Below are 24,273 nucleotides of genomic sequence, written 5' to 3'. Positions count from 1 at the left end.
GCGCGGCCGCAAATTTTCTGTAGAACGACGCAGACACTAAGAGTATCTTGCGCAGGACTTAAGTCTCGCGATGATTTCTCTAACGATGGTCCGCAACTCTGCGTTCTACACCGGTTGGCTACTGGCGATGGCAGCCGCGCTGACCTGTTGGACGGCATTCGGCGGCGCGCCGGCACCAGCGACATCCGACGGATTGAATACTTCGGCGGAGTACATCGTCGGCTTTGTTCGCCACGTCCGCTGGAAAGCTGAAGATCGACTGCCGGCCTGGCAGATCTGCGTCATCGGCGATCTGCCGCGCGATCAGGAACGCGCCTACGTTGGACGCACCGTTCGCGGCAAGCCTTTCGCCGTCAGCCACATCGAAGCCGATGCCGCGCTCGACGAGTGCCAGGTACTCGACCTCACCGCAGCCAGCAACGAAATCGCGGATCAGGTCCTGTCGCGCATCCGAAAAATGCCGATCCTCGCCGTCGGCTCCGGTGCCGGCTTCTGTTCCGCCGGCGGACAGATCTGCCTGCACCTCGCGGTCGATGGACCGCAGCCGCGGCGGAAATTCGAGGTCAATCTTTCGACGATCAAGGAATCCACGCTGGAAGTCAGCGCACGCCTGCTGACGGTCGGCATGGTTCGCGCGGCCAGCGACCACGAACGATGAGCGCGAAAACATCAAGCAACGAATCCGCGCCGGCGACCGGATCGGCAACGATCTCCGCGGCGCATATCGGACGAGCGCTGCTGGCGATCTCGACGCTGGCGATTCTGGTCGTCGGCGCTGGCGCGTTTCTGCTCAGCTACGACTCCTTGCATCAGCAGACGGCGCGCAATCTGCAGGCGCTGATCAGCTTTGCCGCGAGCGAGAGCAGTAGCGCGATCGAGTTTCGCGACTCGGAAACCGCGGCGGAAATCCTGCGGTCGATCCCGCGCGAAGTAGGCCTTACGGCCGCCGAGATTCGCGACGAATCGAACGTCGTTCTGGCGCGCTTCGAGCGGCATCCGGAAGGCCTGCTCGGCGTGCTCGCCGGTCTGGTCGGTATGGAGCGCGTCGAGCAGGATGTCTTCCTCGAAGGACGACGCATTGGCAGCGTCATGCTCGAAGGTGGCGCCGAGCCGATGGTAAGTACGCTGCTGGGACTGCTCGCCTGGCTCGTCTTCGGCATGATGCTGTTCGCCGGCTGCGCGCTGATCGTGGGCCGTACATACACCGTTCGTTTCACCGAACCGATCTACCAACTGCGCGAGATCGTCCAGCGCATGATCGAACATCGCGACTTCAGCCAGCGCGCGCCGGCGTCGTCGCTCGCCGAGGTCGAGGATCTGCGCCTCGAGTTCAACGTGCTGCTTGAGGAAATCGGACTGCGGGACCGCCGCCTGACGCAGAGCAACGAGGCGCTGCGCCGGGCTGCATATATCGATGTGCTGACCGGGCTGCCGAACCGCGCAATGTTCGATTCGATCCTGCAGACGACGATCGACAGCTGCAATCTCAACGATGGTCGCGCCTGCCTGTTCTATCTGGACATCGACGCGTTCAAGTTGATCAACGACACCTTCGGTCATGCGGTCGGCGACGAGCTGCTGAGCCGCATCGCCGCGCGCCTGGGCGCGTGGCGCGAGCACGAGACCTTCGCAGCGCGGCTTGGCGGCGACGAGTTTGTCCTTTTGCTGTCGCCGCTACGCCAGCACGCCGATCTGGACGCGATTCTGAGCGAATTGCGTGCAGCGCTCGAGCAGCCCGTGCATCACGCCAATGTCGTGATCAAGCCGGGGGTGAGCATCGGTACGGCAATCTATCCGGACGTCGCAGGCAATCCGGAAGATCTGATGCACCAGGCCGATCGCGCGATGTACCTGATCAAGAACGGCAATCATCGGCGCGGCCAGGTGACCCAGTGGCAGATGATTGCCGGTGCCGCTGAAGCCGCGATCAATCCAAAGCCGGAGATCGGCGGGAAGACCCGGGAGATGGCATCGCGTCCCGGTTTCGCCGAGCCGGTCCGCGAGGTACTCAGGCAGCACTGAATCAGCGCTTCACCCGCCCGCGAATCTGGTCCGCACGACAGGTCGTCGCGGTACGACCCACCCGAATGGACAAAGAACCATGAACGGAAAACATAGAACACAAGGGAGTCACGCTCGCACGCCTGCCGCATTCGCGGTCTTGCTGGTCTGGGCTGCGTTCACGTTGAGCGGCTGCGCCAGTCTCGCGGACCGGCAGGCGAAAACGCTGGCCGGGCTCGGATTTCAGCCCGTCACCGACGGCTGGCAGTTGACGCTGCCGGAGCGCATCTCCTTCGAGTTCAACAAGGCAGATCTGGCTCCCGAGCTGCGCAGTTCAATTGCTGACGCCGCGCGTCAGTTGCTGGCTGTCGACATCGACCAGCTGCGTGTCGAAGGCCATACCGACAACATCGGCGCACGCGAATACAACAAGGAACTGTCGTTGCGGCGCGCCGAAAGCGTCGCCGCCGTCCTCGTTGCGTCGGGATTCTCCAAGGAGAACGTCGAGAGCGAAGGCTACGGCGCCGACCAGCCGGCAGCCGACAATGCTAGCGAAGAAGGTCGCGCGCAGAATCGGCGCGTCGAGATCATCGTGACGTCCGGCGTACTCGCCGCGCCATAGCGGCAACACCTTTCAGGCCATATCCCCGCGCAGCTCGCGAACCTTTGCTTCGAGCAAAGCAGCGCTGGCCTGTGCGGCCGGAATCGGCGGGCCGGCGACGATTTCCACGCGCGACCAGAAGCGACGCGGCAGGCGCGCGCGCTTGAGGAAATTGTCGCGGCGCGAGAACAGGCTGCCCCACAGGCCGCGCAGAGCGACCGGAATCACCGGCACCGGCGTTGCAGCGAGCACACGTTCGACGCCGGGGCGGAATGTGGTCATCTCGCCATCCATCGTCAGGCCGCCTTCGGGAAAGATGCCGATGACGTCGCCTGCCTTCAAGGCCGCTTCGATATCCGCAAAGGCCTTGGCCATCAACTCCGGATCTTCCTTCGATCCGGCAATCGGGATTGCCTTGGCGGTGCGGAAAATGAAGTTGAGTACCGGAATGCGGAAGATCTTGTAGTACATGACGAAGCGCACCGGCCGGCGGATGTTGCCGCCAAGGATCAGCGCATCGACGAAGCTGACATGGTTGCAGACGACGACCGCCGGGCCCTCGTCCGGAATGTTTTCCAGCCCCACCTTGCGGATGCGGTACAGCGTGTTGATGAGCATCCAGATCATGAACCGCATCAGGAACTCGGGCACCAGCGAGTAGATGAAGACGGCGACCGCGGCATTCATCAGCGCGGTGGTCAGCAGCAGTTGCGGAATCGTCAGGCCGGCCTTGAGCAGGACGATCGCCAGCAAGGCGGCGACGACCATGAACAGCGCGTTGAGAATGTTGTTGCCGGCGATGATGCGCGAGCGATGGCTGGCCTCGGACCGCGTCTGGATCAATGCGTAAAGCGGCACGATATAGAAGCCGCCGAACACGCCAATGAGGAACAGATCCCACAGCACGCGGTGGCTGGCGGCGATCTGCATGAACGCGCCGGCCGAAATGTTGGCGGCCGCAACGGCCGGCTGCGCGAAGAAAAGATCGATGCCGAAAAGCGTCAGGCCGATGGAGCCGAGCGGCACCAGGCCGATCTCCACCTTGTGCCCGGACAGGCGTTCGCACAGCAGGGAGCCGATGCCGATGCCCAGCGAGAATACCGTCAGCAGCAAGGTGACGACGGTTTCGTCGCCGCCGAGCACGGTCTTGGTGTAGCTCGGCAGCTGCGACAGGAACATCGCGCCGTAGAGCCAGAACCAGGAGATGCCGAGCACCGACAGCAGCACGGTGCGGTTGGTCTGCATGAAGCGGAAATTGCGCCAGGTCTCGGTCAGCGGATTCCAGTTGATGCGCAGGTCCGGCGCGGCTGCGGCTGCGGGCGGAATCCAGCGCGACGCGAGATAGCCAAGCACGGCGAAGAACACCACCGCTGCGCTGACCGTCGTCGCGCCGCCTTCGCGCGCCATCAGCCAGCCGCCCAGCATCGTGCCGAGCAGAATCGCGAGGAAAGTCGCAGCCTCGACCCAGGCATTGCCGCCAACCAGCTCGTGTTCCTGCAGATGCTGCGGCAGGATCGAATACTTGACCGGGCCGAACACCGCCGCCTGGGCGCCAAGCAGGAACAGCGTCGTGAACAGAATCGGCAGGCTGGTCAGGACCAGGCCGGCGACGCCGAGGCACATGATCAGAATCTCAGCCAGCTTCACCGCACGGATCAGCTGCGCCTTCTCGTATTTCTCGGCAATCTGACCGGCCGTCGCAGAGAACAGGAAGAACGGCAGGATGAACAGGCCGCCGGCGAGATTGATGTAGTAGTTGATGTCGTCGGCCGACAGTCCGACGATGCCGAAAGTCACCAGGATGATCAGCGCATTCTTGAAGACGTTGTCGTTGAACGCACCCAGCGTCTGGGTCAGGAAGAAAGGCCCGAAACGCCGCTGGCCCAGCAGGCCGAACTGACTCTTCTCTTCGCCGCTCATGAACTACCCCCAATCGTCATGCGCACAAGCATAGCGCCTGTGCGGCTGGCGGGCTTTGCGGCATGATCGGGCTATGAAACGACAGGCCGACTGGCTCCTGCAGGAGCTGCCGCAGCTGGAGCGCGAAGGTGTACTCGACGCTGCGACGGCAACGCGATTGCGCGAGCGCTATGCGAATCGCGACGCGGCTGGCGGTTGGACCGGCATCGTATTTCCGCTGCTGGGTCTGCTGCTGATCGGCCTGGGCGTCGTGCTGCTCGTCGCGCATAACTGGGATCAGCTTTCGCGTCCGCTGCGCCTGTTGCTGGCATTTGCACCGCTGGCAGCCGGCCAGTTCGCCTGCATCCGCGTGACGATGCGCGACGCTTCCCTGGCGTGGCGCGAAGCCTGGGCGGCGTTCACTGCACTGGCGTTCGCCGCCGCCCTCGCGCTGGTCGGGCAGATCTATCACTTCCCCGGCGATCTCGATCGCTATCTGCTGACCTGCGGTCTCGTGGCGCTGCCGCTGGCCTACCTGATGAACGTCAGTGCCGTGCTCGTGCTGTGCGCGGCGGCATTCACCGGCTGGAGCACGATCGGCGGGGGGTTCGGTTGGAGCGGACCTGCGGGCGTCGAGGCCTGGCGCATGCTCGGTACCTTGGCGCTGTTCGCATTGCTGGCGCCGCAGGTCTGGCGACTGGCGCGATCGGCGCCGGCATCGAACGATTCGCTGCGCTTCAATGCGCTGCTCGCGGCCCTGGTTCCGCTGTTCTTCGTCGCGGTGCTTGGCAATCTGCTGCGTTCGCCGGCACTGGGGATCTGGTGGTTCGTCGAGCTCGGTGCGCTGCTGGTGATGCTCGATGCACTCATGCGCGATGCGTCGCTGTCGATCTGGCGCCGGCCGCTCGCACTCTACGGCGGACTGGCGACGACCTGGGGTGCGCTGCTCGGCAGCTTCCCCGAGGCCTGGCGCATGGAATGGTCGGTGCAGGCGCTCGAGGCGGTGCCGCAGCAGTGGACCGTGCTGATCGTCGGCATGGCCTTGCTCGCAGTGCTGAGTTGGCGCGCGCTGCAAGGCGGCAAGCCGCTGGCTGCGATGCAGATCATTCCTGCGCTGGTCATGGCGCTGGTGGTGTGTACAGACGTCGAACCCTGGGCGGTTCACCTGGCGATCTTCATGACGCTGTATGTCCTGGTGCTCGGGCTCGCCCGCGTGCGCGTCGGCATTGCGCAGCGTGATCAGGGCCAGGCCACCGGCGGCTTGCTGCTGATCGCGGCGCTGATCCTGTTGCGCTTCCTCGACACCGAATGGTCGTTCACCGCGCGCGGCATCGCGTTCTTGCTGACCGGTGCGGCGTTTCTAGCGGCCAACGCCTGGATGCGCCGCAAGGTGCGTGCATGAAGACGCAGAGCCAGCGACGCGCGCTGTTGCTGGGACTGGCCGCGTTGTGCCTGATCCAGTGGTCGATACCGCTGGCTCTGATTCACCGCGGACAGACGGCGCTGGAACAGGGCATGCCGTACAAGTTCCGCACCGCACCGGTCGATCCTTCCGATCCGTTCCGTGGGCGTTACGTGATTCTCGATTTCGAGGCGGCACTCGTGCCGTCGACGCATATCGATCCAAGCTTGTACGAGGGGCAGCGCGGCTATGCGTCCATTCGCCTCGACGCCAATGGATTCGCGCAGTTGCATACGGTCAAGGCAACGATGCCGGATGCAGGCGACTATCTGCCGGTGACGGTGCTGTGGAAGGATAGCGAGCAGACCCGGTTGCGCCTGCCGTTCGATCGCTACTATCTTGACGAAGAGCAGGCGCCCCAGGTCGAGCAACGCTATCGCGAGAGCAATCTGCGGCTGGGGCCGGATGAGGAACCGCTGCCCAGCGCGCAGCCGACCTACGCGACCGTGCGCGTCCTTGACGGTTACGCCGTCCTCGAAAATCTCGTGCTTAATGGCGAGCTGGTGAACAGGGCCCAGTGAGTCCAGTGAACCGTTTAACCGGGCGGTGCAGATCGCGGATAATGCGCGTCTCCTGAAGCACGTCCCGTCATGTCCGTTCTCAACATCGCCGCTTATCGCTTCGTCACCCTGCAGAACCTCGAGGAGCTGCGCGAGCGTTTGCTGACCGCGGCGGAAGCGCGGGAGCTGAAGGGTACGATTCTGCTCGCCGATGAAGGCATCAATCTGTTCCTCGCCGGCAGTCACACCGGGATCAAGGCATTCATCGCGGCGCTCGACGCCGATTCGCGTCTGGCACATCTGACGCTCAAGCGCAGCGAATCCGCGACACAGCCGTTCCGCAAGATGCTGGTCAAGATCAAGCGCGAGATCATCCGCATGGATCAGCCGCAGGTGCAGCCGGCGCAGACGCCGGCGCCGGCGGTCACGCCCCGGCAGCTCAAGGTCTGGCTCGATCAGGGCCACGACGATGGCGGGCGCGAAATCGTGTTGCTCGATACGCGCAATGCCTTCGAGGTCGACCATGGCACGTTCGACGGCGCCATCCATCCCGATATCGCGAAGTTTTCCGAGTACCCCGACAAGCTGCCGCCCCCGGAAGCGTTTGCCGGCAAGACCGTCGTCACCTTCTGCACCGGCGGCATCCGCTGCGAAAAAGCCGCGCCGTGGATGCTGCAGTCGGGCTACGACCGCGTGCTGCAGCTGCAGGGCGGCATCCTGCAGTACTTCGAGGACTGCGGCAGCGCGCACTTTCACGGCGACTGCTTCGTCTTCGACGAGCGCCGCGCGCTCGACGGCGATCTGAGACCTACCAACGAGGACAGCGCATGACGCCGAATCCCGCTTATGTCGCCGCGCTCAAGGAGAGCGTGCGTAGCGCCGACTATCCATCGCTGATCGGCATGACGCTCGGCGACATTGCATTCGATACCTGCCGCATCGACATCGAACTCGGCCAGCGCCACCTGCAGCCTTTCGGCATCGTCCATGGCGGCGTGCTGGCGACGCTGATCGACACCGCGACGTTCTGGGCCGGCTTCCTGCGGCTGCCGGACGACTGCGGCCTCGTCAACGTCGATCTCAAGCTCAACTATCTGAAAGCCGTCAGCCAGGGCCGGCTGCGGGCGGAAGGGCGTTGCCTGCGCGCGGGTCGCGTCATCAGCTATACCGAAGCGAGCATCTTCGATGAGCGCGACGAGCTGGTTGCGCACGGTACGTCGACGCTGATGGCGCTGCCCGGCAAGGGCCTCAAGCTGGGCGTGTCGAAGTTTCTCGACTGATTCGGAGCGGCCGCGTTATTCCGGCGCGGATCCCTGCAGCTTCAGCGCCAGGTCGTACAGCTCCTTCTTGCGGCCGCCGCTGATCTCGGCCGCGAGGCGCGCTGCGGTCGATAGGGGCAGTTCCTTGATCAGCAGACGCAGCATGCGTTCGACGTCGATGCCGACACCCGCGGCGCTTTCCGCGGCGCCTTCGATCAGCAGCACGAATTCGCCGCGCTCACGATTGCTGTCGGCGGCGATCCAGCCGGGCAGTTCGCTGGCGGGCAGGGTGACGCTCTGCTCGTGCAGCTTCGTCAGTTCGCGGGCCAGGCACACCGCGCGCGCGCCGTAGAGCGCCGCGAGATCGGCGGCGGTGTCGGTAATCCGGTGGCTGGATTCGTAGAGGATCAGGGTCCGGGTTTCGCCTTGCAGTTCCTGCAGGCGCTGACGCCGAGCCGACGACTTGGCCGGCAGGAAGCCTTCGAAGACGAAGCGGTCGCTCGGCAGGCCGGAGACCGACAGCGCGGCCACGGCGGCGCAGGGCCCGGGAATCGTGATCACCGGCACGCCGGCCGCGCGCGCGGCGCGGACCAGCACAAAGCCCGGATCGGAAATCAGCGGCGTGCCTGCATCCGAGATCAGTGCCAGCGCCTTGCCGTCCTGCAACGCGCCGATCAGGCTGGCGCAGGCGCTGGATTCGTTGTGGTCATGAACCGCGGTCAGCGCGGTGCGGATGCCGTAATGCGCCAGCAGCCGTGCGCTGTTGCGGGTGTCCTCGGCGCAGATGCGGTCGACTGCGGCGAGGACCGCCTGTGCCCGCGGCGACAGGTCGCCGAGATTGCCGATCGGGGTGGCCACCACGTACAGGTGGCCGGGTTCCGCGGCGCGGCTGGAAGTGCTCATGGGCCGGCGCCTGCCGCAAGTGTGCATGTCATACTTGGGATTATGGTTCCAACGCCCGCCGCACCCCAAACCCTGCGTGGCCTGCAGCGCTTGCTGGCGCTGAGCCTGGCGGCCTGCGCCGCCGCCTGCGTCAGCCCGATTCCGCAGCCGGACAGCGGCAATCGGCCGGCGCCGCCGGTCGCTGCGCCGAACCTGCCGACGCCCATGCCGGAGCGCGTCCAGGCCTGGCTCAACGAGCCTCCGCCCTATGCCGCCAACGCCAGCGGCAGGATCGCGCTGCTGCTGCCGCTGAGCGGCTCGTTCGCGGCGAATTCGACAGCGGTGCGCGACGGTGTCATGGCGCGGCATTTCGCGGATGGCGCGCGCGACGAGCTGCGCGTCTACGACACCGGCGCCGGCGTCGATCAGCTGCGGGTTGCGTATCAGCGCGCGCTGAACGATGGCGCGTCGATGATCATCGGGCCCTTGATCAAGGAGCAGGTCGCGCAGCTGGCGGCGCTGCGTCCGCCGGTGCCGGTCATCGCCCTGAACTACCTCGATGCACCGCCGGGCAGTCCGACGCCTTTCAATTTCTATCAGCTCGGCCTCGCCCCGGAAGACGAAGCGCGCTCCGCGGCCGACGACGCGGTGCTGCAAGGCCTGCGCCGCGCGGTCGCGCTGGTACCGGAAGGCGACTGGGGAACCCGTGTGCTGGCGGCGCTGCAGACGCGCCTGCAGCAGTGGAACGGCGCACTGGTCGCGAGCGCACGATATCGCCCCGGCGTCAGCGACCAGACCGATCTGATTTCGCAGCTGATGGGCGTCAACACCAGCGAGGAGCGGCACAAATCGCTGACCGCGGTGATCGGCGTCAAGAGCGAGTTCGATGCCAAGCGCCGCGACGACATCGATTTCGTCTTCCTCGCCGCCAAGAGTGCCGATGCGCGCATCCTGATGCCGCAGCTGCGCTTCTATCGCGCCAGCGATCTGCCGCATTACGCGACTTCGCTGGTCTACAGCGGCAAGGTCGATCGCGATCTGAGCGGCCTGCGCTTCTGCGACATGCCGTTCATGCTCGACCAGTCTGGCGAGCTGGCCGTCGAGCGCGATCGCGCCCAGCGGCTGCCGTGGGTGGCCGGCACGCCGCGCCTGTATGCACTCGGTTGGGATGCCTATCGCGTCGCGACTGCGCTGCGTAGCGGCCAACTGCGCGTCGGCGATGCTGCGCAGGGCGCGAGCGGCCGTTTCGAGTGGAGCGACAGCAGCGCCCTGCTGCGCCGCCTCGAATGCGCCGAGATGCGCGACGGTGTTCTGCTGCCGCCCAAAGCGCCGGTCGCGGCAGTCGTTCGGTAACCATGCGCGGCGGCGACGCGGAAGCCGCCGCCGAACGCCTGCTGCAATCGCGGGGCCTGCGCAGCGTCGAGCGCAATTTCCGCTGCCGTGGCGGTGAACTGGATCTGATCATGCTCGACGGCCAGACCCTGGTCGTCGTCGAAGTCCGTGCGCGCGGCAACAGCCTTTTCGCCAGTGCCGCGGAATCGATCGACCATCGCAAACAGGCCCGCATCATCCGCGCGACCCAGCTGTACCTCGCCAGTCATCCGCAGTTCGCCCAGCACCTGCTGCGTTTCGATGTCGTGCTGTACGACGGCGACGGCCCGGGCGAGTGGATACGTTCCGCGTTCGACGCTTCGTAGGACCATGTTGGCCTGACGCCCGCGAGGGGTTCAGAATGTGGCCATGAGTTCAGCCAGCCCGTCGATCCAAGCCGCTGCGCCGCTGCCCGATGCGGCCTTGCGCCGCTTGCGCGAGCACTTTCCGGCGGAGGCGCTCTATACCGATCCCGCCGATTGTCTGGCTTACGGCTACGACAATTCCAAGCGCATGGCGATGCCGCAGGCGGTCGTGCTGGCGCGCTCACATGACGACGTTGTTGCCGTCACGAAGATCTGCAATGAATTCGCGCTGCCGCTGATCGCGCGTGGGCGCGGCACCAACACCACCGGCGCGACGGTGCCGATCCATGGCGGCATCGTGCTGTCGCTGGAGCGGATGAATCGCATCCTGCGCATCGTGCCGGGCGACCGGCTGATCGAATGCGAGGCGGGTGCGCTCAATGGCGACGTCCAGGCCGAGGCGGCAAAGTATGGCCTGTTCTGGGCGCCGGACCCGACCAGCCTGGCGTACTCGACCGTCGGCGGCAATCTGGGTTGTTGCGCCGGCGGACCGCGCGCCGTGAAGTACGGCACCGCGCGCGACAACGTGCTGGGTCTGCGCGCGGTGACCGGCGCCGGCACTTCGATCAAGACCGGCTGCACGACGACCAAGGGCGTCGTCGGCTATGACCTGACGCGCCTGCTGGTCGGCAGCGAAGGCACTTTGGCGATCATCACCGAGGCGACGCTCAAGCTGTTGCCGAAGGCGGCGTGCACGAAGACGGTCCGCGCCTGCTATGTCGACGTTGCGGCAGCCGCTGAAGCGGTGGCGCGCATCATGGGGCAGGCGGAGACGCCGAGCGCGTTGGAGTTCATGGACGGCGACGCGGTGCAGCTCGCCGAGGCTTACCAGCCGACCGGCATTCCGCCCGGCGTCGGTGCGTTGCTGCTGATGGAAGTCGACGGCAGTGCGGATTCGATCGACGCCGCCCTGCGCGCGGTGTCGGCGGCGGCGAGCGGTGCGGGTCTGATCGAGCTGAAGACCGCGGAGACCGCAGTGGAAATCGAAACGCTGTGGACCTGTCGCAAGGCGCTGTCGCCGTCCCTGCGCAAGATCGCGCCGAAGAAGGTCAACGAAGATGTCTGCGTGCCGGTCACCAGGTTGCCCGAACTGGTTGCCGGCCTGACCGAGTTGTCGCGCAAGCACGGCATACGCATCGTCAATTTCGGCCATGCCGGCAACGGCAACATGCATACCAATCTGCTCGCCGATCCGGAAGATCCGGCGCAGATGAAAGCGGTGCACGCCTGCCTCGCCGAAGTGTTCCGCCTCGTGCTGGCGCTGGAAGGCACGCTGTCCGGCGAACATGGGGTCGGCATCGAGAAGCGCGATTACGTCGGCTGGGAAATCGCCAGCGATACGCTGGACGTCATGCGTTCGCTCAAGACCGCGCTCGATCCGCGCGGCATCCTGAATCCCGGCAAGGCCTTGCCGGGAATTTAATCTCTGATCGGAGCGGGCATGCCTTCCTCGTTGGTCATCCGGCGTTTTGCGCAGCGCGCTGCGCAGATGCTGTTTCTCTCGCTGCTGATCGCGGCCTGTGGCGATGGCTCGTCGCCCGGCGGCGGAGCGGCTGCGGGTGCATGGCCGCCTTCGCAAGCGGGCGAATCGCCGCCGCCAGCGCCTCAGGAAATCGAGGCCGTCATCGGCAACCTCGATGCTTTGGCCGAGCTACTGCCGCGCGATGCCGTCGCGCGGCTATTCGATCCGCTGGCGCTGGGCGCGACGATTGCCGACATCAGCGATCCAGGCCTCGCCGCGTTCACCGTGCGCGCGACACTGGCGCAGCTGCAGGACGGTTCGCGTCTGGATCAGGTCTACCACTGGTACGGCCATCCGGATTACAACGATGCGGTGGCGCTGGTGCCGGTGACGTTCGACAACCGCTACGGTACGGCGCTCTACGGCGAGATCGTGCTGCCGAAGCGCGGCACGGTGCCGCCTTCTTCCGGTCCGTTTCCCGTGATTCTGGCGCTCGAAGGCTTGAACACCAATGTCGCGATGTATCGCTGGTGGCATCAGGTGTTTGCCGACGCCGGCTATCTGGTCTTCGCGTTCGATTTCAGTGGCCAGGGCCATTCGGCCGACGAAGCCACAGGCGACCCCGGCGACAACATCACCGAAGCGCAGGATGCGCTCGACTGGCTGTTGAACGAGTCGCCGGTGCGCGATGCGCTCGATCGCAGCCGCATCGGCGTGATCGGCCACAGCATGGGCGCCATTGCGACGCTGGGCCTGCAGGCCGTCGAGTCGCGTCTGCGCGCTGCGGTCGCCGCGGCGCCGATCAGCGAGGCTTCCGCGCCGTTCGACCGCAATCCGATTCCGGTGATGATCCAGACCGGCGATCACGATGGGCCGGTCGCGCCGATTCCCTTCCTTAATCCGGCGATCGTGCGGCCGGTCTACGAGAAGCTCGAAGGCGACCGTGCTTTCATCGTGACCGAAGCGGCTTCGCATGCGCAGCACACCAACTACGCGCTGCTGCCGACGTCGCGCTGGGGCCACGAGATTGCCGCACGTTACTCGCTGGCCTGGATGGATTGGCATCTGCGCGGCGATCCAGCGGCGTTGCCGCTGCTGCGCGAGGCGCACCCGCATCTATCGTTCCTGTGGGACAGCGAAGTGCGGATCGATGGCGAAACCGCGGTGCTGCGCGGTGCCGGACCGCTGGCGAGGTAGCGCCCGCCGTCGGCTTACTTGACGACGCGCAGCTGCGGCCGCTTCGGCTTCGGCGGTTCCGGCTCGGGCGGCGCGCTGGCCGCGGCTTCCGCTTCGGCGGCTTCGGTGTCGCCGAAGATGATGCCCTCGCCGTTTTCGCGTGCGAATGCGGCGATCACCGCACCCGACGGCACCTGGATGTCATAAGGCTGACCGCCGAAGCGCGCGGAAAACCAGATCGGCTCGATGTCCAGATTGAGGTTCTGCACCGCGACCGGGCTGATGTTCAACGTGATGCGGCCGTCCTGGATGAACTGCGTCGGCACGACGACGCCAGGGTAGTCGGCGGCGACGAGCAGGTGCGGGGTGTAGCCGTTGTCGCAGGCCCAGTCGAAGATGGCGCGGATCAGATACGGGCGGCGTGATTTGGTCATTGCTGCGATTGGGGGGAGTGACGGACTGCGAAAGCGAGCGGATCGCCGGTGCGGAAATGATTAGGGCCTGTTAACGCTATGGCAATCGCTGCGACGGAGACCGTTTTGGCGCAGCGCAAGGAACGAGGAGCGCGGTGTACTTGACGCACATAAGCGACGAATGACGCGGCGATGCGCCAAAACGGTCCCGCCCCTTCGGGGTGCCACGGGATTTGCGGCCATGCGGCGTTCCAGCCTCCTCATTTGGAGTCACCAAACTTCGTCGACCGGGCCTTGCCTGGCCGCAAATCTCGTGGCATCGCAGCGATTGCCATAGCGTTAACAGGCCCTAGCGCAGGCAGGCCTGGATGCTCGGCCGCGCGAGGACGCGTTCAATGTAGCGCAGCAGCAGGGGATCGGCCGGCAGCTTGATCTGCAACGCGCTCAGCTGCGACAGCAGCGCGCCCCAAGCGCAGTCGGCGAGATTGAAATCCAGGCCCATGCACCAGCCGCGTTGCGGGAAATAGGCGCTGCTGGCCATCAGGCTGTCGGTCAGTTGCTTGCGCTGGGCCTTGGCGGCCGGTGCGCGCGGGGCATCGATGATCGCCTGCGCCAGCGGCAGCAGTTCGTGTTCCATGCGCGACAGCATCATCCGCAACAGCGCGCGGGCAGCGGGGTCCTGCGGCGTCAGGCGCGGATGCGGATATCGCTCGTCGAGATACTCGCAGATGATGCCGGCCGGATAGATCACCGCATCGCGGTCGGCCAGCGTCGGTAGCGTCAGCGTCGGATTGAGCACGACCAGATCCGGATGCGGTTTGCTGCCGGGCCTGACCCACTCGGTGCGGGCGTGATCGACGTCCTTTTCGGTCAGGACGATGCGTGTCCACAGACTGCCGAAATTCGCCGGACTGCAGAACAACGTGAGGCCGGCACGCGCGCCAGGGCGCGTCTGCATCACGTATTTGCTTTTGGCGGGTATCGACATATCAAAAAAAAACGGCGCCGTTCATGCCCCAGTGATACAGCATGAACGGCGCCGTTGTCATCTTGACAGCTAGTGAACGTCTTTCCAGTACTCGCGCTTGAGCAGATAGGCGAGCCAGGTGAACAGCATCAGGAACAGGATGGCCTTGACGCCGGTACCGACGCGCGTCAGCGCACCCGGCTCGGCGGCATAGGCCATGAAGTTGACCGTGTCGGCGACAAACTTCTGGAATTCCTTCTCGTCCATCGAGCCCTTGGCCACCAGCGTGAACGGGGCAGGCTTGTGGTGCCCGCCGCCATGCTCGCCTTCGGCGGCGTGCTCGCCAGCGGCAGCTTCGCCGTGGCCCGCAGCCGGAGCTTCGTTCTTGACCTGTACGCCCTGCAGCGCACCGAGGACGTTCGGCATCGACGCGCCCGGCAGCATCAGGTTGTTGGTGCCCAGCGGACGACCGCTGTCGACGTAGAACGTCATCAGGTAGTTGTAGACCCAGTCCGGGCCGCGCATGCGGGTCTCGACCGTCAGATCCGGCGGATTCGCGCCGAACCAGGTCGACGCAGTCTTCGGCATCGACGACAGGATGTGATCACCGACCTTGCTGCTGGTGAACATCAGGTTCTTTTCGAGCAGGTCTTCCGGAATGCCCAGATCGGCGGCGAGACGCGCATAACGCAGGTGCTGCATCGAGTGGCAACCCGAGCAGTAGTTCATGAAGTTGCGCGCGCCGCGCTGCAGCGACGGCTCGTTGCCGAGGTCCGCTTCGAACTTGTACGGCATCGCATGACCGCCGGCCGCATGCGCGGTCCCGGCGACGAGCAGTGCGCCGGTCAGTGCCAGAGTACGCAACATGAGATCAATGCGCTTCATAGGTCACGCGCTCCGGAACCGGCTTGGTCTTGTCGATTTTTGTGTAGACGGGCATCAGCAGGAAGAACGCAAAATAGATGAACGTTCCGATGCGGGATACCAGCGTGCCGACTGGGCTCGGCGGCTGCAGGCCGAAGTAGCACAAGGCGATGAACGACACCGTGAACAGCGCCAGTGCGGTCTTGAAGATCGGGCCCTTGTAGCGCACCGACTTGACCGGCGAGCGGTCCAGCCAGGGCAGCGCGAACATGACGAGCACGGCGCCGAACATGCCGATGACGCCGAGCAGCTTGTCCGGAATCGCGCGAAGGATCGCGTAGAAGGCACCGAAGTACCAAGCCGGCGTGATGTGCTCCGGCGTGACCAGCGGATTGGCTTCCTGGAAGTTCGGCTTCTCGAGGAAGTAGCCGCCGCCATCCGGCGCGAAGAACACGACGCCGAGGAAGATGATCAAGAACACGCCGACGCCGACCAGATCCTTGACCGTGTAGTACGGATGGAAGCCGATGCCGTCGAGCGGGATGCCGGTCTTCGGATCCTTGTGCTTCTTGATCTCGACGCCGTCCGGATTGTTGGAGCCGACTTCATGCAGTGCCAGCAGGTGGGCAACCACCAGGCCGACGATGACGAACGGCAGCGCAATCACATGCAGCGAGAACAGGCGGTTGAGCGTGGCATCCGACGGGATGTAGTCGCCCTGCACCCAGATCACGAGGTCCGGGCCGATCACCGGGATCGCGCCGAACAGCGAGATGATCACCTGCGCGCCCCAGTAGGACATCTGACCCCAGGGCAGCACGTAGCCGGCGAAGGCTTCGGCCATCAGCGCCAGGAAGATCAGGCAGCCGAACAGCCAGATCAGCTCGCGCGGCTTGCGGTACGAGCCGTACAGCAGGCCGCGGTACATGTGCAGGTAGACGACGATGAAGAACGCCGAGGCGCCGGTCGAATGCAGATAGCGGATGACGTTGCCCCAGGGCACGTCGCGCATGATGTATTCGACGCTGTGCCAGGCCAGCGTGGCGTCCGGCTTGTAATGCATCGTCAGGAAGATGCCGGTCAGCAACTGGTTGACCAGGACCAGCAGGGCGAGCGAACCGAAGAAGTACCAGAAGTTGAAGTTCTTCGGCGCGTAGTACTCGGTCAGATGATCCTTCCACATCTTCGTGAGCGGGAAGCGATCATCGATCCAGCCGAGAACGCCGGTCGTCTTGTGCGGGTTGGGAACGATGGCCATGTTTATGCAGCCCCCACTTGGTCTTCACCAACGACGATGGTGTGATCGCCGTCGTAGCGGTGCGGCGGCACAACCAGGTTCAGCGGTGCAGGCACGCCCTTGTAGACGCGGCCGGAGAGGTCGAACTTGGAGCCGTGGCAGGGGCAGTAGAAACCGCCTTCCCAGTTCGGGTCGATGTCCGCGGCCGGATGGTCCGGACGGAACACCGGCGAGCAGCCCAGGTGAGTGCAGGAGCCGACCATGACCAGCATTTCCGGCTTGATCGCGCGGGCTTCGCCCTTGACGTAATCCGGCTGCTGCTTCTCGGCGCTTTCCGGATCGCGCAGCTGCGCGTTGACCTTGGGCAGAGATGCCAGCATTTCCGGCGTGCGCTTGACGACCCAGACCGGCTTGCCGCGCCAGGCGACGATGATGCGTTGGCCGTCTTCGATGTGGCTGACATCGACGGTGATCGGCGCGCCTAACGCCTTTGCGCGTTCGCTCGGCTTCAGCGACGCGAGAAACGGCCAGACCGCCGCTGCCGCACCTGCACCGCCAACGACCGTGGTCGTCAGCGTCAGGAAACGGCGTCGACTGGGATCCACGCCTTGATTGCTCATTGAACAAAGCCCCTTCGAGGAGATGATGATGAAATCCGCGAGGCGCAAGCACACAAAAATGGCGCAGTCAGGTGCCTGGCTGCGCTGTGCTTGGCCTAACCGCAACAGTATAACGGCAGGGTCAGGCCGGGGGTAAGCCTTGATTTTGCAAAATTCCGTGGTGGCGCAATCCGCGCCGGCCCCGGCGGCTCAGGACAGCAGGCCCCGCAGCGCGGCGAACCGGACGACTTCCGCGGTGTTTCGCAGGCCGAGCTTTTCCATCATGCGGGCCCGGTGGTTCTCGGCGGTCTTGACGCCGATGTCGAGAATCTGCGCGATTTCCTTCGTCGTCTTGCCCTGGATCACCAGATGGAAGGTCTCGCGCTCGCGTGCGGTCAGGCTTTCATAGGGGTCGGTGCTGATGCTGCGACCGCGGCTCTGGCGGTCGGCGAGGGCCTTGGTCGCGCGCGGCCCGAAGTAGTTCTGGCCGCCGTGGATGGCCTTGATCGCGGTCATCAGCTCGGCCACCGAGGTGTCCTTGTTCAGGAAGCCATTCGCGCCCGCACGCAGGATCGGCAGGATGTACTCGTCTTCCTCGTGCACCGTCAGGACCAGCGTGCGGGTTTCCGGTAGTTCGGCGCGGACGCGCTTGACGACCTCGAGGCCGGACATGCGCGGCATCGAGATATCCGTGACGACGACATTCGGCTGGGTCTTGAGCGCCAGCTCCATCGCCTGGAAGCCATCCGGCGCCTGGGCGACGACCTGGCATTCGCCGGTCTCTTCGAGCATGGAGACCAGGCCTTCGCGGACGATGGTGTGGTCGTCGGCGACCAACAGGCGGATCGGAGTCATGGGGGTCTGCGTTTGGGGGTATGGGACGCGATTTAACGACGGTCGCCGGGGTCCAAGCCTAGCGTCATTTGTACGGCGGTGCCCTGGTCCGGAATCGACTTCACGTCGATGCGTCCGCCAAACAGCTCGGCACGGTCACGCATGCCGCGCAGGCCGCTGCTGCCGCCGCCGCGCTCGCTGTCGGTCACGGCCTGGGTATCGAAACCGCTGCCATCGTCCTCGACCCGCAACACCAGGGTGTCGCCGCGCCGCTGCAGCTTGATATGAACCGTGCTGGCGCTGGCGTGGCGGATCACATTGGTCAGCGCTTCCTGCGTGATGCGGAACACAAGGGTTTCGATGTCGGGATGCAGGCGCTCTTCGTCGAGGCCGGATTGCAGGTCGATGGCCAGTCCGGTTCGCTCGGCGAGCGTGCGCACCAGCCAGTTGAGCGCGGCGTCGAGGCCGAGGTCGTCAAGCAGGGTCGGCCGCAGCAGGCGCGACAGCTCGCGCGTGTCGTGCAGGGCGCTGCGGGTGACTTCCAGCGCATCGAACAGCCGGTGTTCCAGGCCGAGATTGCCGGCGCCGCGGGCGTCGTCGAGGATGCGCTGCAACTGGTTGGCGACCGCCGTCAGCGTCTGGCCGATGCCGTCGTGCAGTTCGCGCGCAAGACGGCGGCGTTCTTCTTCCTGAACGTGCCAGACCGATTTTGCGAGGGTGCGGAAACGGCGTTCGCTGCGGACCACCGATTGCAGCAGACGCTGGTTGTCGGCGGTCAGCGCCTCGACCTGGCGCAGCACCGCCTGGCGGAAAGTCTCGCCGCTGTCGTTGGCGCTTGAGGCGAGGCCGGGGTCAGCTGAGGCCTTGCGCTCGGAATCCATGACCGGATTGGCCGACCGGATCAGCCGGCGTGCCTGTTGGCGAATTCTTGGAGGCTGGCGGCGAGCTTGGTCAGTGCCGATTCCTGGCTGGCGGCGCGTATCGCCAGCGCCGCCTGATCGGCCAGCGCGCCGAGAATCTCGGCATCCAGCGCGGACAGCGCCCGCGGTTCGTCTTCGCGCAGCAGGCACAGCGCGCCGCGCTGGCCGGAGCCGAGATCCAGCGGCAGGGCGACCGCCACCGGGGCGTTGTCCTGTCGTTCGAAGCTTTCCAGCATGACGCCCTTGCGGTCGACCAGGCCGAGCTTGTCGTGGGCCATCGCCTGGTGCAGCGCCGGTGCGGCGCGGCCGAGGGCAGCGTCGATCAATTCCTTGGGGCCGATGCGGCAGGCGCAGGCGACATCGAGGCTACCGTTGTCGCGGGTCTGGAGAATGAAGCCGCGGTCGGCGCCGATGACATCGCAGGCCGAGCGCAGTGTATTGCGCAGCACCTGCTGGGCGGCCTCGCTGGCGATGCTGCGCGGCCAGCTGATGACGCTGCGGCGGACACGGTGAGCCTGCTGGCGCAAGCCACCATTCGATGACAACGCCCGGCTGCCGCGAGCCAGGTTGGGCGGTTGGTGAATCAACAAGTCAGTTCCTCCAGTATTGAGCACTGCGTACCGCAAGTTGCATGCCACTGGTTGCACCACTACGTCGGTGGTGCGGCTAATGTCGGGCGAGTGTATCAGATGAATTTACCGCCGCGTTTCGGGTATTTCGCAAGCCCGCGGATTGACCATTTCGGCACCGGCCGAGCCTGCTTCAGGGCTCGCTGTCGAGGCCCAACTTCTTGATTCTGTATCGCAATGAGCGGAAGGACATGCCCAGCAGTTCCGCCGCGCGTGTCTTGTTGTAGCGGGTGCGGACGAGGGCGTCGCGGATCGCCTGGCGTTCCATGTCGTCCATCTGTTGCTCGAGTCCGGACGGTGTTGGTGCAGCGGACGGCGGACGCAGCTGCAGATCGGCCATCGTGATGCGCTCGCCGTCGCACAGGGTCATCGCGCGTTCGAGCACGTTTTCCAGTTCGCGCACGTTGCCGGGAAACGGGTACTGGCGCAGCCCTTCGCTGGCATGCTCGTCGAGCTGCGGCACGCGGTCCATGCCGGCATCGCGCGCAATGCGCCCCAGGATGTGCCGCGCGAGTTCGGGAATGTCGCCGGCGCGTTCGCGCAGCGGCGGCGTACGCACCGCAATGACATCGAGCCGGTAGAAGAGGTCCTGACGGAACTGACCGGCGCGGACCAGCTCGCCGAGATCGCGGTGGGTGGCCGAGATGATACGGACATTGACCGGCAGTTCCTGTTCGGCGCCGACGGCGCGGACCCGCCGCTCCTGCAATGCGCGCAGCAACTTCACCTGCATATGCATCGGCAGCTCGGCGACTTCGTCGAGAAACAGCGTGCCGCCCTCGGCGGCCTGGAACAGCCCCGACTTGTCGCGATGCGCGCCGGTGAAGCTGCCTTTCAGGTGGCCGAAGAATTCGCTCTCCATCAGTTCGCCGGGAATCGCGCCGCAGTTGACCGCGACAAACGGCGCCGCGCTGCGCGGACCGCTGCTGTGGATCAGTCTTGCGACGAGTTCCTTGCCGGTGCCGGATTCGCCGGAGATATGCACCGGCGCCTGGCTGCGCGCGAGCCGGCTGATCATGGCGCGCAGCTGGCGGATGCTTTCATGCGAGCCGAGCAGACCGCCGCCGGGTTCGGCCGGCGGCGGCGTGCCGCGCAATTTGAGCGCGGTGTCGACCAGCTTGCGCAGCGCGGCAACGTCCACCGGCTTGGACACGAAATCGAAAGCGCCCGCCTTCAGGCTGTCGACCGCGGCCTCGGCATTGCCGTACGCGGTGATGACGGCGACCGGCGTCTGCGGCGCCAGGCGCTGGATATCGGCCACCAGGCTGATGCCGTTGCCGTCCGGCAGCCGCATGTCGGTGATGCACACATCGAAGGTCTGTTTCTGCAGGCGCTCGCGCGCTTCGGCCAGCGTTGCGGCGGCATCGGTGCGCAGGCCCATCCGCGACAGCGTGATCTCCACGAGTTCGCGGATGTCGGGTTCGTCGTCAACGATCAGGACGCAGGGAGTGGTCATGCGATGGCGGTCGTCGTGGGCGGCGTGCGGCCCCTGAAGCGGATGCGGAACATGGCGCCGTGCCGGCTCGGGACGTGATTGATGCGGGCCTGATTGTATTCACAGAGTTCGCGGCACAGATACAGCCCCAGGCCGGTGCCGCTGGCGGTCGAGGTGAAGAACGGCTCGAAGATGCGCTCATGCATTTCGGGCGGAATGCCCGGGCCGTCGTCGAAGACATCGAGGATCACCGCGCCGTCGTCGTCGCTGAGCGAGGCCTGCATCATGACCGTGACCGCCCGCTGGGCGCGGCCGCCGTGACCGAAACTGTTGTCCCAGAGATTGAACAGCACCTGCTGCAGGTGCTCGGTGTCGAACTGGATGTAGAGATCGGCCGGCACGTCGGTCAGCTCGATCGGGCGCGCGGACTGCGGATAGCTCTCGTGATAGAGCGAGGCGGTGCGGGTCAGCCACTCGCGCAGGCGCAGACGCACCTGATCGGCGCTGCTGCGCCGCGACAGATCCAGTACGTCGCGGACGATGCGTTCGATGCGTGCCGCATGACGCTGCACCATTTCCAGCAGGCGCTGGTTGCCGGCATCGAGCGCGGTCGACTCGGCGAGCAGCTGGCTGGCCTGGGTGATGGCCGACAGCGGATTGCGGATCTCGTGGGCGATGCCGGCCGACAGACGGCCCAGCGCGGCGAGCTTGATCTGCTGCGCCTGCTCCTGCAGCTGGCTGGCGTCTTCGAGCGACAGCAGGATCTGCGCCTCGGCGCCCCAGCCCAGACGGGTGAAACGCACCATCAGCTCGCGGCCGCTGCGGTGCATCGCCAGCGGCAGGGCATTGTCGCCGCGGCCCTCGCGCCACTGCTGCAGCGCTGCGTGGAGGACCGGCACCGCCTGCGGCAGGTTCGCGCCCGGCAGCAGGTCATCGCCGACCAGCCGGCGTCCCGCCGCGTTGGCGACGCGAACGCGGTTGCCCGAGTCGACGACCAGTACGCCGGTCTGCATCGATTCGATGATGTTTTCCGATAGCCGCGACAGATTGACGAACTCGCTGCCGACACGTTGCGCCACCGCCTCGGAGCGGCGTGCGCGCTGCGCCACCGTGTTGGCGACGAGGCTCGAGACGAAGAACATCAGGCCGAGCAGTCCGGTCTGCGAATAGTCTGCGCTGTCGAGCGTGTGGGTGTCGATCTGGTGGATCGCTTCGGCGCCGAACATTGTCAGCGTCGCCATCGCTGCGTGGACCGCGGCCAGGCGCGGACTCAGCACCAGGCTGCTGCCGACCACTGGCGGAACCAGCAGGATGCCCAGGCCGCTGCTGATGCCGCCGGCGCCGTAAACCAGCGTGCCGATCGTCAGCAGGTCGACCGCCAGATGCAGATGCGCCTGAACGCGCACGCGCGGGCGCCGGAACGCACCGAGCAGCAGCAGTACCAGCGCGAGCAGCGCGTAGGCGAGGCAGCCGTAGAAAAAGGTGGTTGGCTTGAGCAGGCCGAAGAATTCCGGCGCAAAGCCGCTGCGGTGCAGGGTCAGCAGGGTCGTGACCAGCAGCAGGCGATACGGTCCGAGTACCGCGAGGATGCGCCAGTCTTCGGTGCGCTCGCCGACGACCGGCGCGCGCACCGGCATCTTCAGGGCCGCCGCGGCAACCGCGTCATTCACTGCAGCGGCCGCAAGTTCCTTTTGAATTCAGCACTTTCGCGGGCATGTGCGTGCCGCACTTGGCGCATTGCGCCATCGGTTCGTAAAGCTCGTCGCGGACATTGTTCTGCGGCGCCGCCGGCTGCTGAAGCTGCGCGCGCACCTGGCGAAAAATGCGCCAGACCAGCCAGGCAGCTGCGACGAGCAGCAGAATTCTCAAAATTGTCATGGCAAACGCCTCCGTGAGCGCCATTGTAGGACCAATGACGCGCCGATTTGGGGCAGTCGGGATGCTGAATCCGCGGTGCGGGTCGGCCGATGTTACGGGGTCGGCCGGCGTTTTTTGCTTCACGGCGGGATGTAAGTAAGAATGCCGCGCGTTCATGTAGCCAGTTTGATGTCACTTACCTGCTCCGCGCAGGCGCAACATCCCCAAAACGGACGACAAGATCGGCGACGCGTTCCAACGGCGGAACGGTCCCTGAGCTTTTTCTGTTCCGCCGGATTTGCGGCAGCGCCTTTGAGGAAGTGCCCAAACGGGCTACTGCGACGAACCGGCCCAAACAGAGAAGCAGCATGAATCTGCATGAATATCAGGCAAAGGAAATTTTTGCGCGCTACGGCATCGTCGTCCCCAAGGGACAGCTGGCGACCAGCCCGGAAGGTGCGCGCGCAGCGGCGAAGCAGATCGGCGGTGAGCGATTTGTAGTCAAGGCGCAGGTTCACGCAGGCGGCCGCGGCAAGGCCGGCGGCGTCAAGCTGGTCGACGGCTTCGATGCCGTCGAAGAAGCGACCAAGAAAATGCTGGGCCAGCAGCTGGTCACGATCCAGACCGGCCCCGAAGGCTTGCCGGTCAACAGCGTCTGGGTCGAAACGCCGTCGGCGATCGCCCGCGAGCTGTATGTGTCGGTGCTCGTCGATCGCTCGCGCGAGCGCATCGTGTTCATGGCTTCCGCCGCCGGCGGCATGGACATCGAGGAAGTGGCGCACAACACGCCGGAAAAGCTCAAGCACGTCTATGTCAATCCGGCCGCTGGCCTGCAGCCCTATCAGGCGCGCCAGCTCGGCTTCTTCATGGAACTGAACAAGACCCAGGTTGATCAGTTCACCAAGATCCTGATGAACCTCTACCGCATGTTCGTCGACCTCGACGCCGCGATGGTGGAGATCAATCCGCTGATCGTGACGAAGGACGGCGACGTCATGGCGCTCGACGCCAAGATCAACTTCGACTCCAACGCGATGTATCGCCAGAAGGCGATCGCTGAAATGCGCGACTTCTCGCAGGAAGACGAACGCGAGCGCGATGCCTCGAAGTACGACCTCAACTACGTGACGCTCGACGGCGACATCGGTTGCATGGTCAACGGCGCGGGCCTGGCGATGGCGACGATGGACATCGTCAAGCTGCACGGCGGCCGTCCGGCCAACTTCCTCGACGTCGGCGGCGGCACCACGGCTGAGAAGGTGACGGAAGCCTTCAAGCTCATCACGAAGTCGCCCGAGTGCAAGGCGATCTTCATCAACATCTTCGGCGGCATCGTGCGTTGCGACCTGATTGCCGAAGGCATCATCCAGGCCGTCAAGCAGATCGGTCTCAAGGTGCCGGTCGTTGCGCGCCTGCAGGGCACCAACATGGACAAGGGCCGCGAGATGCTCGCGAGTTCGGGTCTGAAGATCACGCCGGTCGATGACCTGACCGAAGCCGCGAAGACCGTGGTCAAGCTGGCCAAGAGCGCCTAAAGCGC

Annotated in this window: 25 protein-coding genes; 12 read left to right on the top strand and 13 right to left on the bottom strand. The window is 65.3% G+C overall.

Annotation, left to right across the window (positions count from 1 at the left end; genetic code table 11):
• Window positions 1–85 precede the first annotated feature (85 nt).
• The 3 genes from AC3WUF_RS19920 to yfiB all read left to right on the top strand — a co-directional run bounded on the left by AC3WUF_RS19920 (window position 86) and on the right by yfiB (window position 2,623).
• The gene (locus AC3WUF_RS19920) at window positions 86–658 is read left to right on the top strand and encodes a YfiR family protein (RefSeq protein WP_492428927.1); all 573 of its coding nucleotides are present in this window, start codon (window positions 86–88) and stop codon (window positions 656–658) included.
• Complete coding sequence (locus AC3WUF_RS19915) at window positions 655–2,022, top strand: diguanylate cyclase domain-containing protein (protein WP_492428925.1); 1,368 nt, start codon at window positions 655–657, stop codon at window positions 2,020–2,022. Before AC3WUF_RS19920 ends, AC3WUF_RS19915 begins: the two co-directional genes overlap by 4 nt.
• A 139-nt stretch (window positions 2,023–2,161) precedes the next feature.
• A complete protein-coding gene (yfiB, locus tag AC3WUF_RS19910) occupies window positions 2,162–2,623 on the top strand; it encodes an outer membrane lipoprotein YfiB (RefSeq protein ID WP_492428923.1) in 462 nt (153 codons plus the stop codon).
• Between the two features lie 12 nt (window positions 2,624–2,635).
• Here yfiB and AC3WUF_RS19905 read toward each other — a convergent pair whose 3' ends face one another.
• Window positions 2,636–4,522, bottom strand: coding sequence for an MFS transporter (locus AC3WUF_RS19905; protein WP_492428921.1), 1,887 nt, complete (start codon window positions 4,520–4,522; stop codon window positions 2,636–2,638).
• 73 nt (window positions 4,523–4,595) lie between these two features.
• On the opposite strand from AC3WUF_RS19905, the gene AC3WUF_RS19900 reads away from it, so the two are divergent.
• From AC3WUF_RS19900 to AC3WUF_RS19885, 4 genes are all read left to right on the top strand, one after another.
• Window positions 4,596–5,903, top strand: a complete 1,308-nt coding sequence (locus AC3WUF_RS19900) for a DUF2157 domain-containing protein (protein ID WP_492428919.1) — start codon at window positions 4,596–4,598, stop codon at window positions 5,901–5,903.
• Complete coding sequence (locus AC3WUF_RS19895) at window positions 5,900–6,484, top strand: GDYXXLXY domain-containing protein (protein ID WP_492428917.1); 585 nt, start codon at window positions 5,900–5,902, stop codon at window positions 6,482–6,484. The genes AC3WUF_RS19900 and AC3WUF_RS19895 overlap by 4 nt, the downstream gene beginning before the upstream one ends.
• A 69-nt stretch (window positions 6,485–6,553) precedes the next feature.
• On the top strand, window positions 6,554–7,294 hold the full coding sequence (locus AC3WUF_RS19890) for a sulfurtransferase (protein ID WP_492428915.1): 741 nt from the start codon (window positions 6,554–6,556) through the stop codon (window positions 7,292–7,294).
• A complete protein-coding gene (locus AC3WUF_RS19885) occupies window positions 7,291–7,743 on the top strand; it encodes a PaaI family thioesterase (protein ID WP_492428913.1) in 453 nt (150 codons plus the stop codon). Before AC3WUF_RS19890 ends, AC3WUF_RS19885 begins: the two co-directional genes overlap by 4 nt.
• A gap of 15 nt (window positions 7,744–7,758) precedes the next feature.
• Here AC3WUF_RS19885 and rsmI read toward each other — a convergent pair whose 3' ends face one another.
• Window positions 7,759–8,625, bottom strand: a complete 867-nt coding sequence (gene rsmI, locus AC3WUF_RS19880; protein ID WP_492428911.1) for a 16S rRNA (cytidine(1402)-2'-O)-methyltransferase — start codon at window positions 8,623–8,625, stop codon at window positions 7,759–7,761.
• Window positions 8,626–8,667: 42 nt separating this feature from the next.
• Between rsmI and AC3WUF_RS19875 the strand changes: the two genes are divergently transcribed.
• The 4 genes from AC3WUF_RS19875 to AC3WUF_RS19860 are packed head-to-tail and all read left to right on the top strand — an operon-like array spanning window position 8,668 to window position 12,999.
• Window positions 8,668–9,957, top strand: coding sequence for a penicillin-binding protein activator (locus AC3WUF_RS19875; RefSeq protein WP_492428909.1), 1,290 nt, complete (start codon window positions 8,668–8,670; stop codon window positions 9,955–9,957).
• A 2-nt stretch (window positions 9,958–9,959) separates the two neighbouring features.
• On the top strand, window positions 9,960–10,301 hold the full coding sequence (locus AC3WUF_RS19870; protein WP_492428907.1) for a YraN family protein: 342 nt from the start codon (window positions 9,960–9,962) through the stop codon (window positions 10,299–10,301).
• Between the two features lie 43 nt (window positions 10,302–10,344).
• A complete protein-coding gene (locus tag AC3WUF_RS19865; protein WP_492428905.1) occupies window positions 10,345–11,763 on the top strand; it encodes an FAD-binding oxidoreductase in 1,419 nt (472 codons plus the stop codon).
• Window positions 11,764–11,781: 18 nt separating this feature from the next.
• Window positions 11,782–12,999, top strand: a complete 1,218-nt coding sequence (locus AC3WUF_RS19860) for an alpha/beta hydrolase family protein (protein ID WP_492428903.1) — start codon at window positions 11,782–11,784, stop codon at window positions 12,997–12,999.
• Between the two features lie 14 nt (window positions 13,000–13,013).
• On the opposite strand, the gene AC3WUF_RS19855 is transcribed toward AC3WUF_RS19860, so the two are convergent.
• The 11 genes from AC3WUF_RS19855 to AC3WUF_RS19805 all read right to left on the bottom strand — a co-directional run bounded on the left by AC3WUF_RS19855 (window position 13,014) and on the right by AC3WUF_RS19805 (window position 22,778).
• Window positions 13,014–13,412: a ClpXP protease specificity-enhancing factor gene (locus AC3WUF_RS19855; RefSeq protein ID WP_492428901.1), complete on the bottom strand. Its 399-nt coding sequence runs from the start codon at window positions 13,410–13,412 to the stop codon at window positions 13,014–13,016.
• 328 nt (window positions 13,413–13,740) lie between these two features.
• A complete protein-coding gene (locus tag AC3WUF_RS19850; RefSeq protein ID WP_492428899.1) occupies window positions 13,741–14,349 on the bottom strand; it encodes a glutathione S-transferase N-terminal domain-containing protein in 609 nt (202 codons plus the stop codon).
• Window positions 14,350–14,448: 99 nt separating this feature from the next.
• Complete coding sequence (locus tag AC3WUF_RS19845; protein WP_492428897.1) at window positions 14,449–15,225, bottom strand: cytochrome c1; 777 nt, start codon at window positions 15,223–15,225, stop codon at window positions 14,449–14,451.
• 4 nt (window positions 15,226–15,229) lie between these two features.
• Window positions 15,230–16,480 (bottom strand): cytochrome b, encoded by a 1,251-nt coding sequence (locus tag AC3WUF_RS19840; protein WP_492428895.1) that lies wholly within the window; start codon window positions 16,478–16,480, stop codon window positions 15,230–15,232.
• Between the two features lie 2 nt (window positions 16,481–16,482).
• A complete protein-coding gene (gene petA / locus AC3WUF_RS19835; RefSeq protein WP_492428893.1) occupies window positions 16,483–17,079 on the bottom strand; it encodes a ubiquinol-cytochrome c reductase iron-sulfur subunit in 597 nt (198 codons plus the stop codon).
• 189 nt (window positions 17,080–17,268) lie between these two features.
• Complete coding sequence (locus tag AC3WUF_RS19830) at window positions 17,269–17,913, bottom strand: response regulator transcription factor (RefSeq protein WP_492428891.1); 645 nt, start codon at window positions 17,911–17,913, stop codon at window positions 17,269–17,271.
• Window positions 17,914–17,945: 32 nt separating this feature from the next.
• On the bottom strand, window positions 17,946–18,773 hold the full coding sequence (locus tag AC3WUF_RS19825; RefSeq protein WP_492428889.1) for a sensor histidine kinase: 828 nt from the start codon (window positions 18,771–18,773) through the stop codon (window positions 17,946–17,948).
• 20 nt (window positions 18,774–18,793) lie between these two features.
• Window positions 18,794–19,339 (bottom strand): GAF domain-containing protein, encoded by a 546-nt coding sequence (locus AC3WUF_RS19820; RefSeq protein ID WP_492428887.1) that lies wholly within the window; start codon window positions 19,337–19,339, stop codon window positions 18,794–18,796.
• Window positions 19,340–19,574: 235 nt separating this feature from the next.
• Entirely contained in the window at window positions 19,575–20,897 is a 1,323-nt protein-coding gene (locus tag AC3WUF_RS19815; protein WP_492428885.1) for a sigma-54-dependent transcriptional regulator, read from the bottom strand.
• Entirely contained in the window at window positions 20,894–22,546 is a 1,653-nt protein-coding gene (locus AC3WUF_RS19810; protein ID WP_492428883.1) for a sensor histidine kinase, read from the bottom strand. The genes AC3WUF_RS19815 and AC3WUF_RS19810 overlap by 4 nt, the downstream gene beginning before the upstream one ends.
• Window positions 22,539–22,778, bottom strand: a complete 240-nt coding sequence (locus AC3WUF_RS19805; protein WP_492428881.1) for a PP0621 family protein — start codon at window positions 22,776–22,778, stop codon at window positions 22,539–22,541. The genes AC3WUF_RS19810 and AC3WUF_RS19805 overlap by 8 nt, the downstream gene beginning before the upstream one ends.
• A 323-nt stretch (window positions 22,779–23,101) precedes the next feature.
• Between AC3WUF_RS19805 and sucC the strand changes: the two genes are divergently transcribed.
• A complete protein-coding gene (sucC, locus tag AC3WUF_RS19800) occupies window positions 23,102–24,268 on the top strand; it encodes an ADP-forming succinate--CoA ligase subunit beta (protein WP_492428879.1) in 1,167 nt (388 codons plus the stop codon).
• The last annotated feature ends 5 nt before the right edge of the window (window positions 24,269–24,273 follow it).

This window comes from Fontimonas sp. FW305-C-3 (assembly GCF_058783185.1).
The sequence above is the reverse complement of the archived record's forward strand: the minus strand, read 5'-3'. Positions and strand labels throughout refer to the sequence as shown.

What these genes read in the sequence shown, in the direction of transcription:
- AC3WUF_RS19920 (WP_492428927.1), top strand. Translation starts at nt 86, where the DNA reads ATGGTCCGCAACTCTGCGTTCTACACCGGTTGGCTACTGGCGATGGCA.
- AC3WUF_RS19915 (WP_492428925.1), top strand. Translation starts at nt 655, where the DNA reads ATGAGCGCGAAAACATCAAGCAACGAATCCGCGCCGGCGACCGGATCG.
- AC3WUF_RS19905 (WP_492428921.1), bottom strand. Translation starts at nt 4,522, where the DNA reads ATGAGCGGCGAAGAGAAGAGTCAGTTCGGCCTGCTGGGCCAGCGGCGT.
- AC3WUF_RS19900 (WP_492428919.1), top strand. Translation starts at nt 4,596, where the DNA reads ATGAAACGACAGGCCGACTGGCTCCTGCAGGAGCTGCCGCAGCTGGAG.
- AC3WUF_RS19895 (WP_492428917.1), top strand. Translation starts at nt 5,900, where the DNA reads ATGAAGACGCAGAGCCAGCGACGCGCGCTGTTGCTGGGACTGGCCGCG.
- AC3WUF_RS19890 (WP_492428915.1), top strand. Translation starts at nt 6,554, where the DNA reads ATGTCCGTTCTCAACATCGCCGCTTATCGCTTCGTCACCCTGCAGAAC.
- AC3WUF_RS19885 (WP_492428913.1), top strand. Translation starts at nt 7,291, where the DNA reads ATGACGCCGAATCCCGCTTATGTCGCCGCGCTCAAGGAGAGCGTGCGT.
- rsmI (WP_492428911.1), bottom strand. Translation starts at nt 8,625, where the DNA reads ATGAGCACTTCCAGCCGCGCCGCGGAACCCGGCCACCTGTACGTGGTG.
- AC3WUF_RS19875 (WP_492428909.1), top strand. Translation starts at nt 8,668, where the DNA reads ATGGTTCCAACGCCCGCCGCACCCCAAACCCTGCGTGGCCTGCAGCGC.
- AC3WUF_RS19870 (WP_492428907.1), top strand. Translation starts at nt 9,960, where the DNA reads ATGCGCGGCGGCGACGCGGAAGCCGCCGCCGAACGCCTGCTGCAATCG.
- AC3WUF_RS19865 (WP_492428905.1), top strand. Translation starts at nt 10,345, where the DNA reads ATGAGTTCAGCCAGCCCGTCGATCCAAGCCGCTGCGCCGCTGCCCGAT.
- AC3WUF_RS19860 (WP_492428903.1), top strand. Translation starts at nt 11,782, where the DNA reads ATGCCTTCCTCGTTGGTCATCCGGCGTTTTGCGCAGCGCGCTGCGCAG.
- AC3WUF_RS19855 (WP_492428901.1), bottom strand. Translation starts at nt 13,412, where the DNA reads ATGACCAAATCACGCCGCCCGTATCTGATCCGCGCCATCTTCGACTGG.
- AC3WUF_RS19850 (WP_492428899.1), bottom strand. Translation starts at nt 14,349, where the DNA reads ATGCAGACGCGCCCTGGCGCGCGTGCCGGCCTCACGTTGTTCTGCAGT.
- AC3WUF_RS19845 (WP_492428897.1), bottom strand. Translation starts at nt 15,225, where the DNA reads ATGTTGCGTACTCTGGCACTGACCGGCGCACTGCTCGTCGCCGGGACC.
- AC3WUF_RS19840 (WP_492428895.1), bottom strand. Translation starts at nt 16,480, where the DNA reads ATGGCCATCGTTCCCAACCCGCACAAGACGACCGGCGTTCTCGGCTGG.
- petA (WP_492428893.1), bottom strand. Translation starts at nt 17,079, where the DNA reads ATGAGCAATCAAGGCGTGGATCCCAGTCGACGCCGTTTCCTGACGCTG.
- AC3WUF_RS19830 (WP_492428891.1), bottom strand. Translation starts at nt 17,913, where the DNA reads ATGACTCCGATCCGCCTGTTGGTCGCCGACGACCACACCATCGTCCGC.
- AC3WUF_RS19825 (WP_492428889.1), bottom strand. Translation starts at nt 18,773, where the DNA reads ATGGATTCCGAGCGCAAGGCCTCAGCTGACCCCGGCCTCGCCTCAAGC.
- AC3WUF_RS19815 (WP_492428885.1), bottom strand. Translation starts at nt 20,897, where the DNA reads ATGACCACTCCCTGCGTCCTGATCGTTGACGACGAACCCGACATCCGC.
- AC3WUF_RS19805 (WP_492428881.1), bottom strand. Translation starts at nt 22,778, where the DNA reads ATGGCGCTCACGGAGGCGTTTGCCATGACAATTTTGAGAATTCTGCTG.
- sucC (WP_492428879.1), top strand. Translation starts at nt 23,102, where the DNA reads ATGAATCTGCATGAATATCAGGCAAAGGAAATTTTTGCGCGCTACGGC.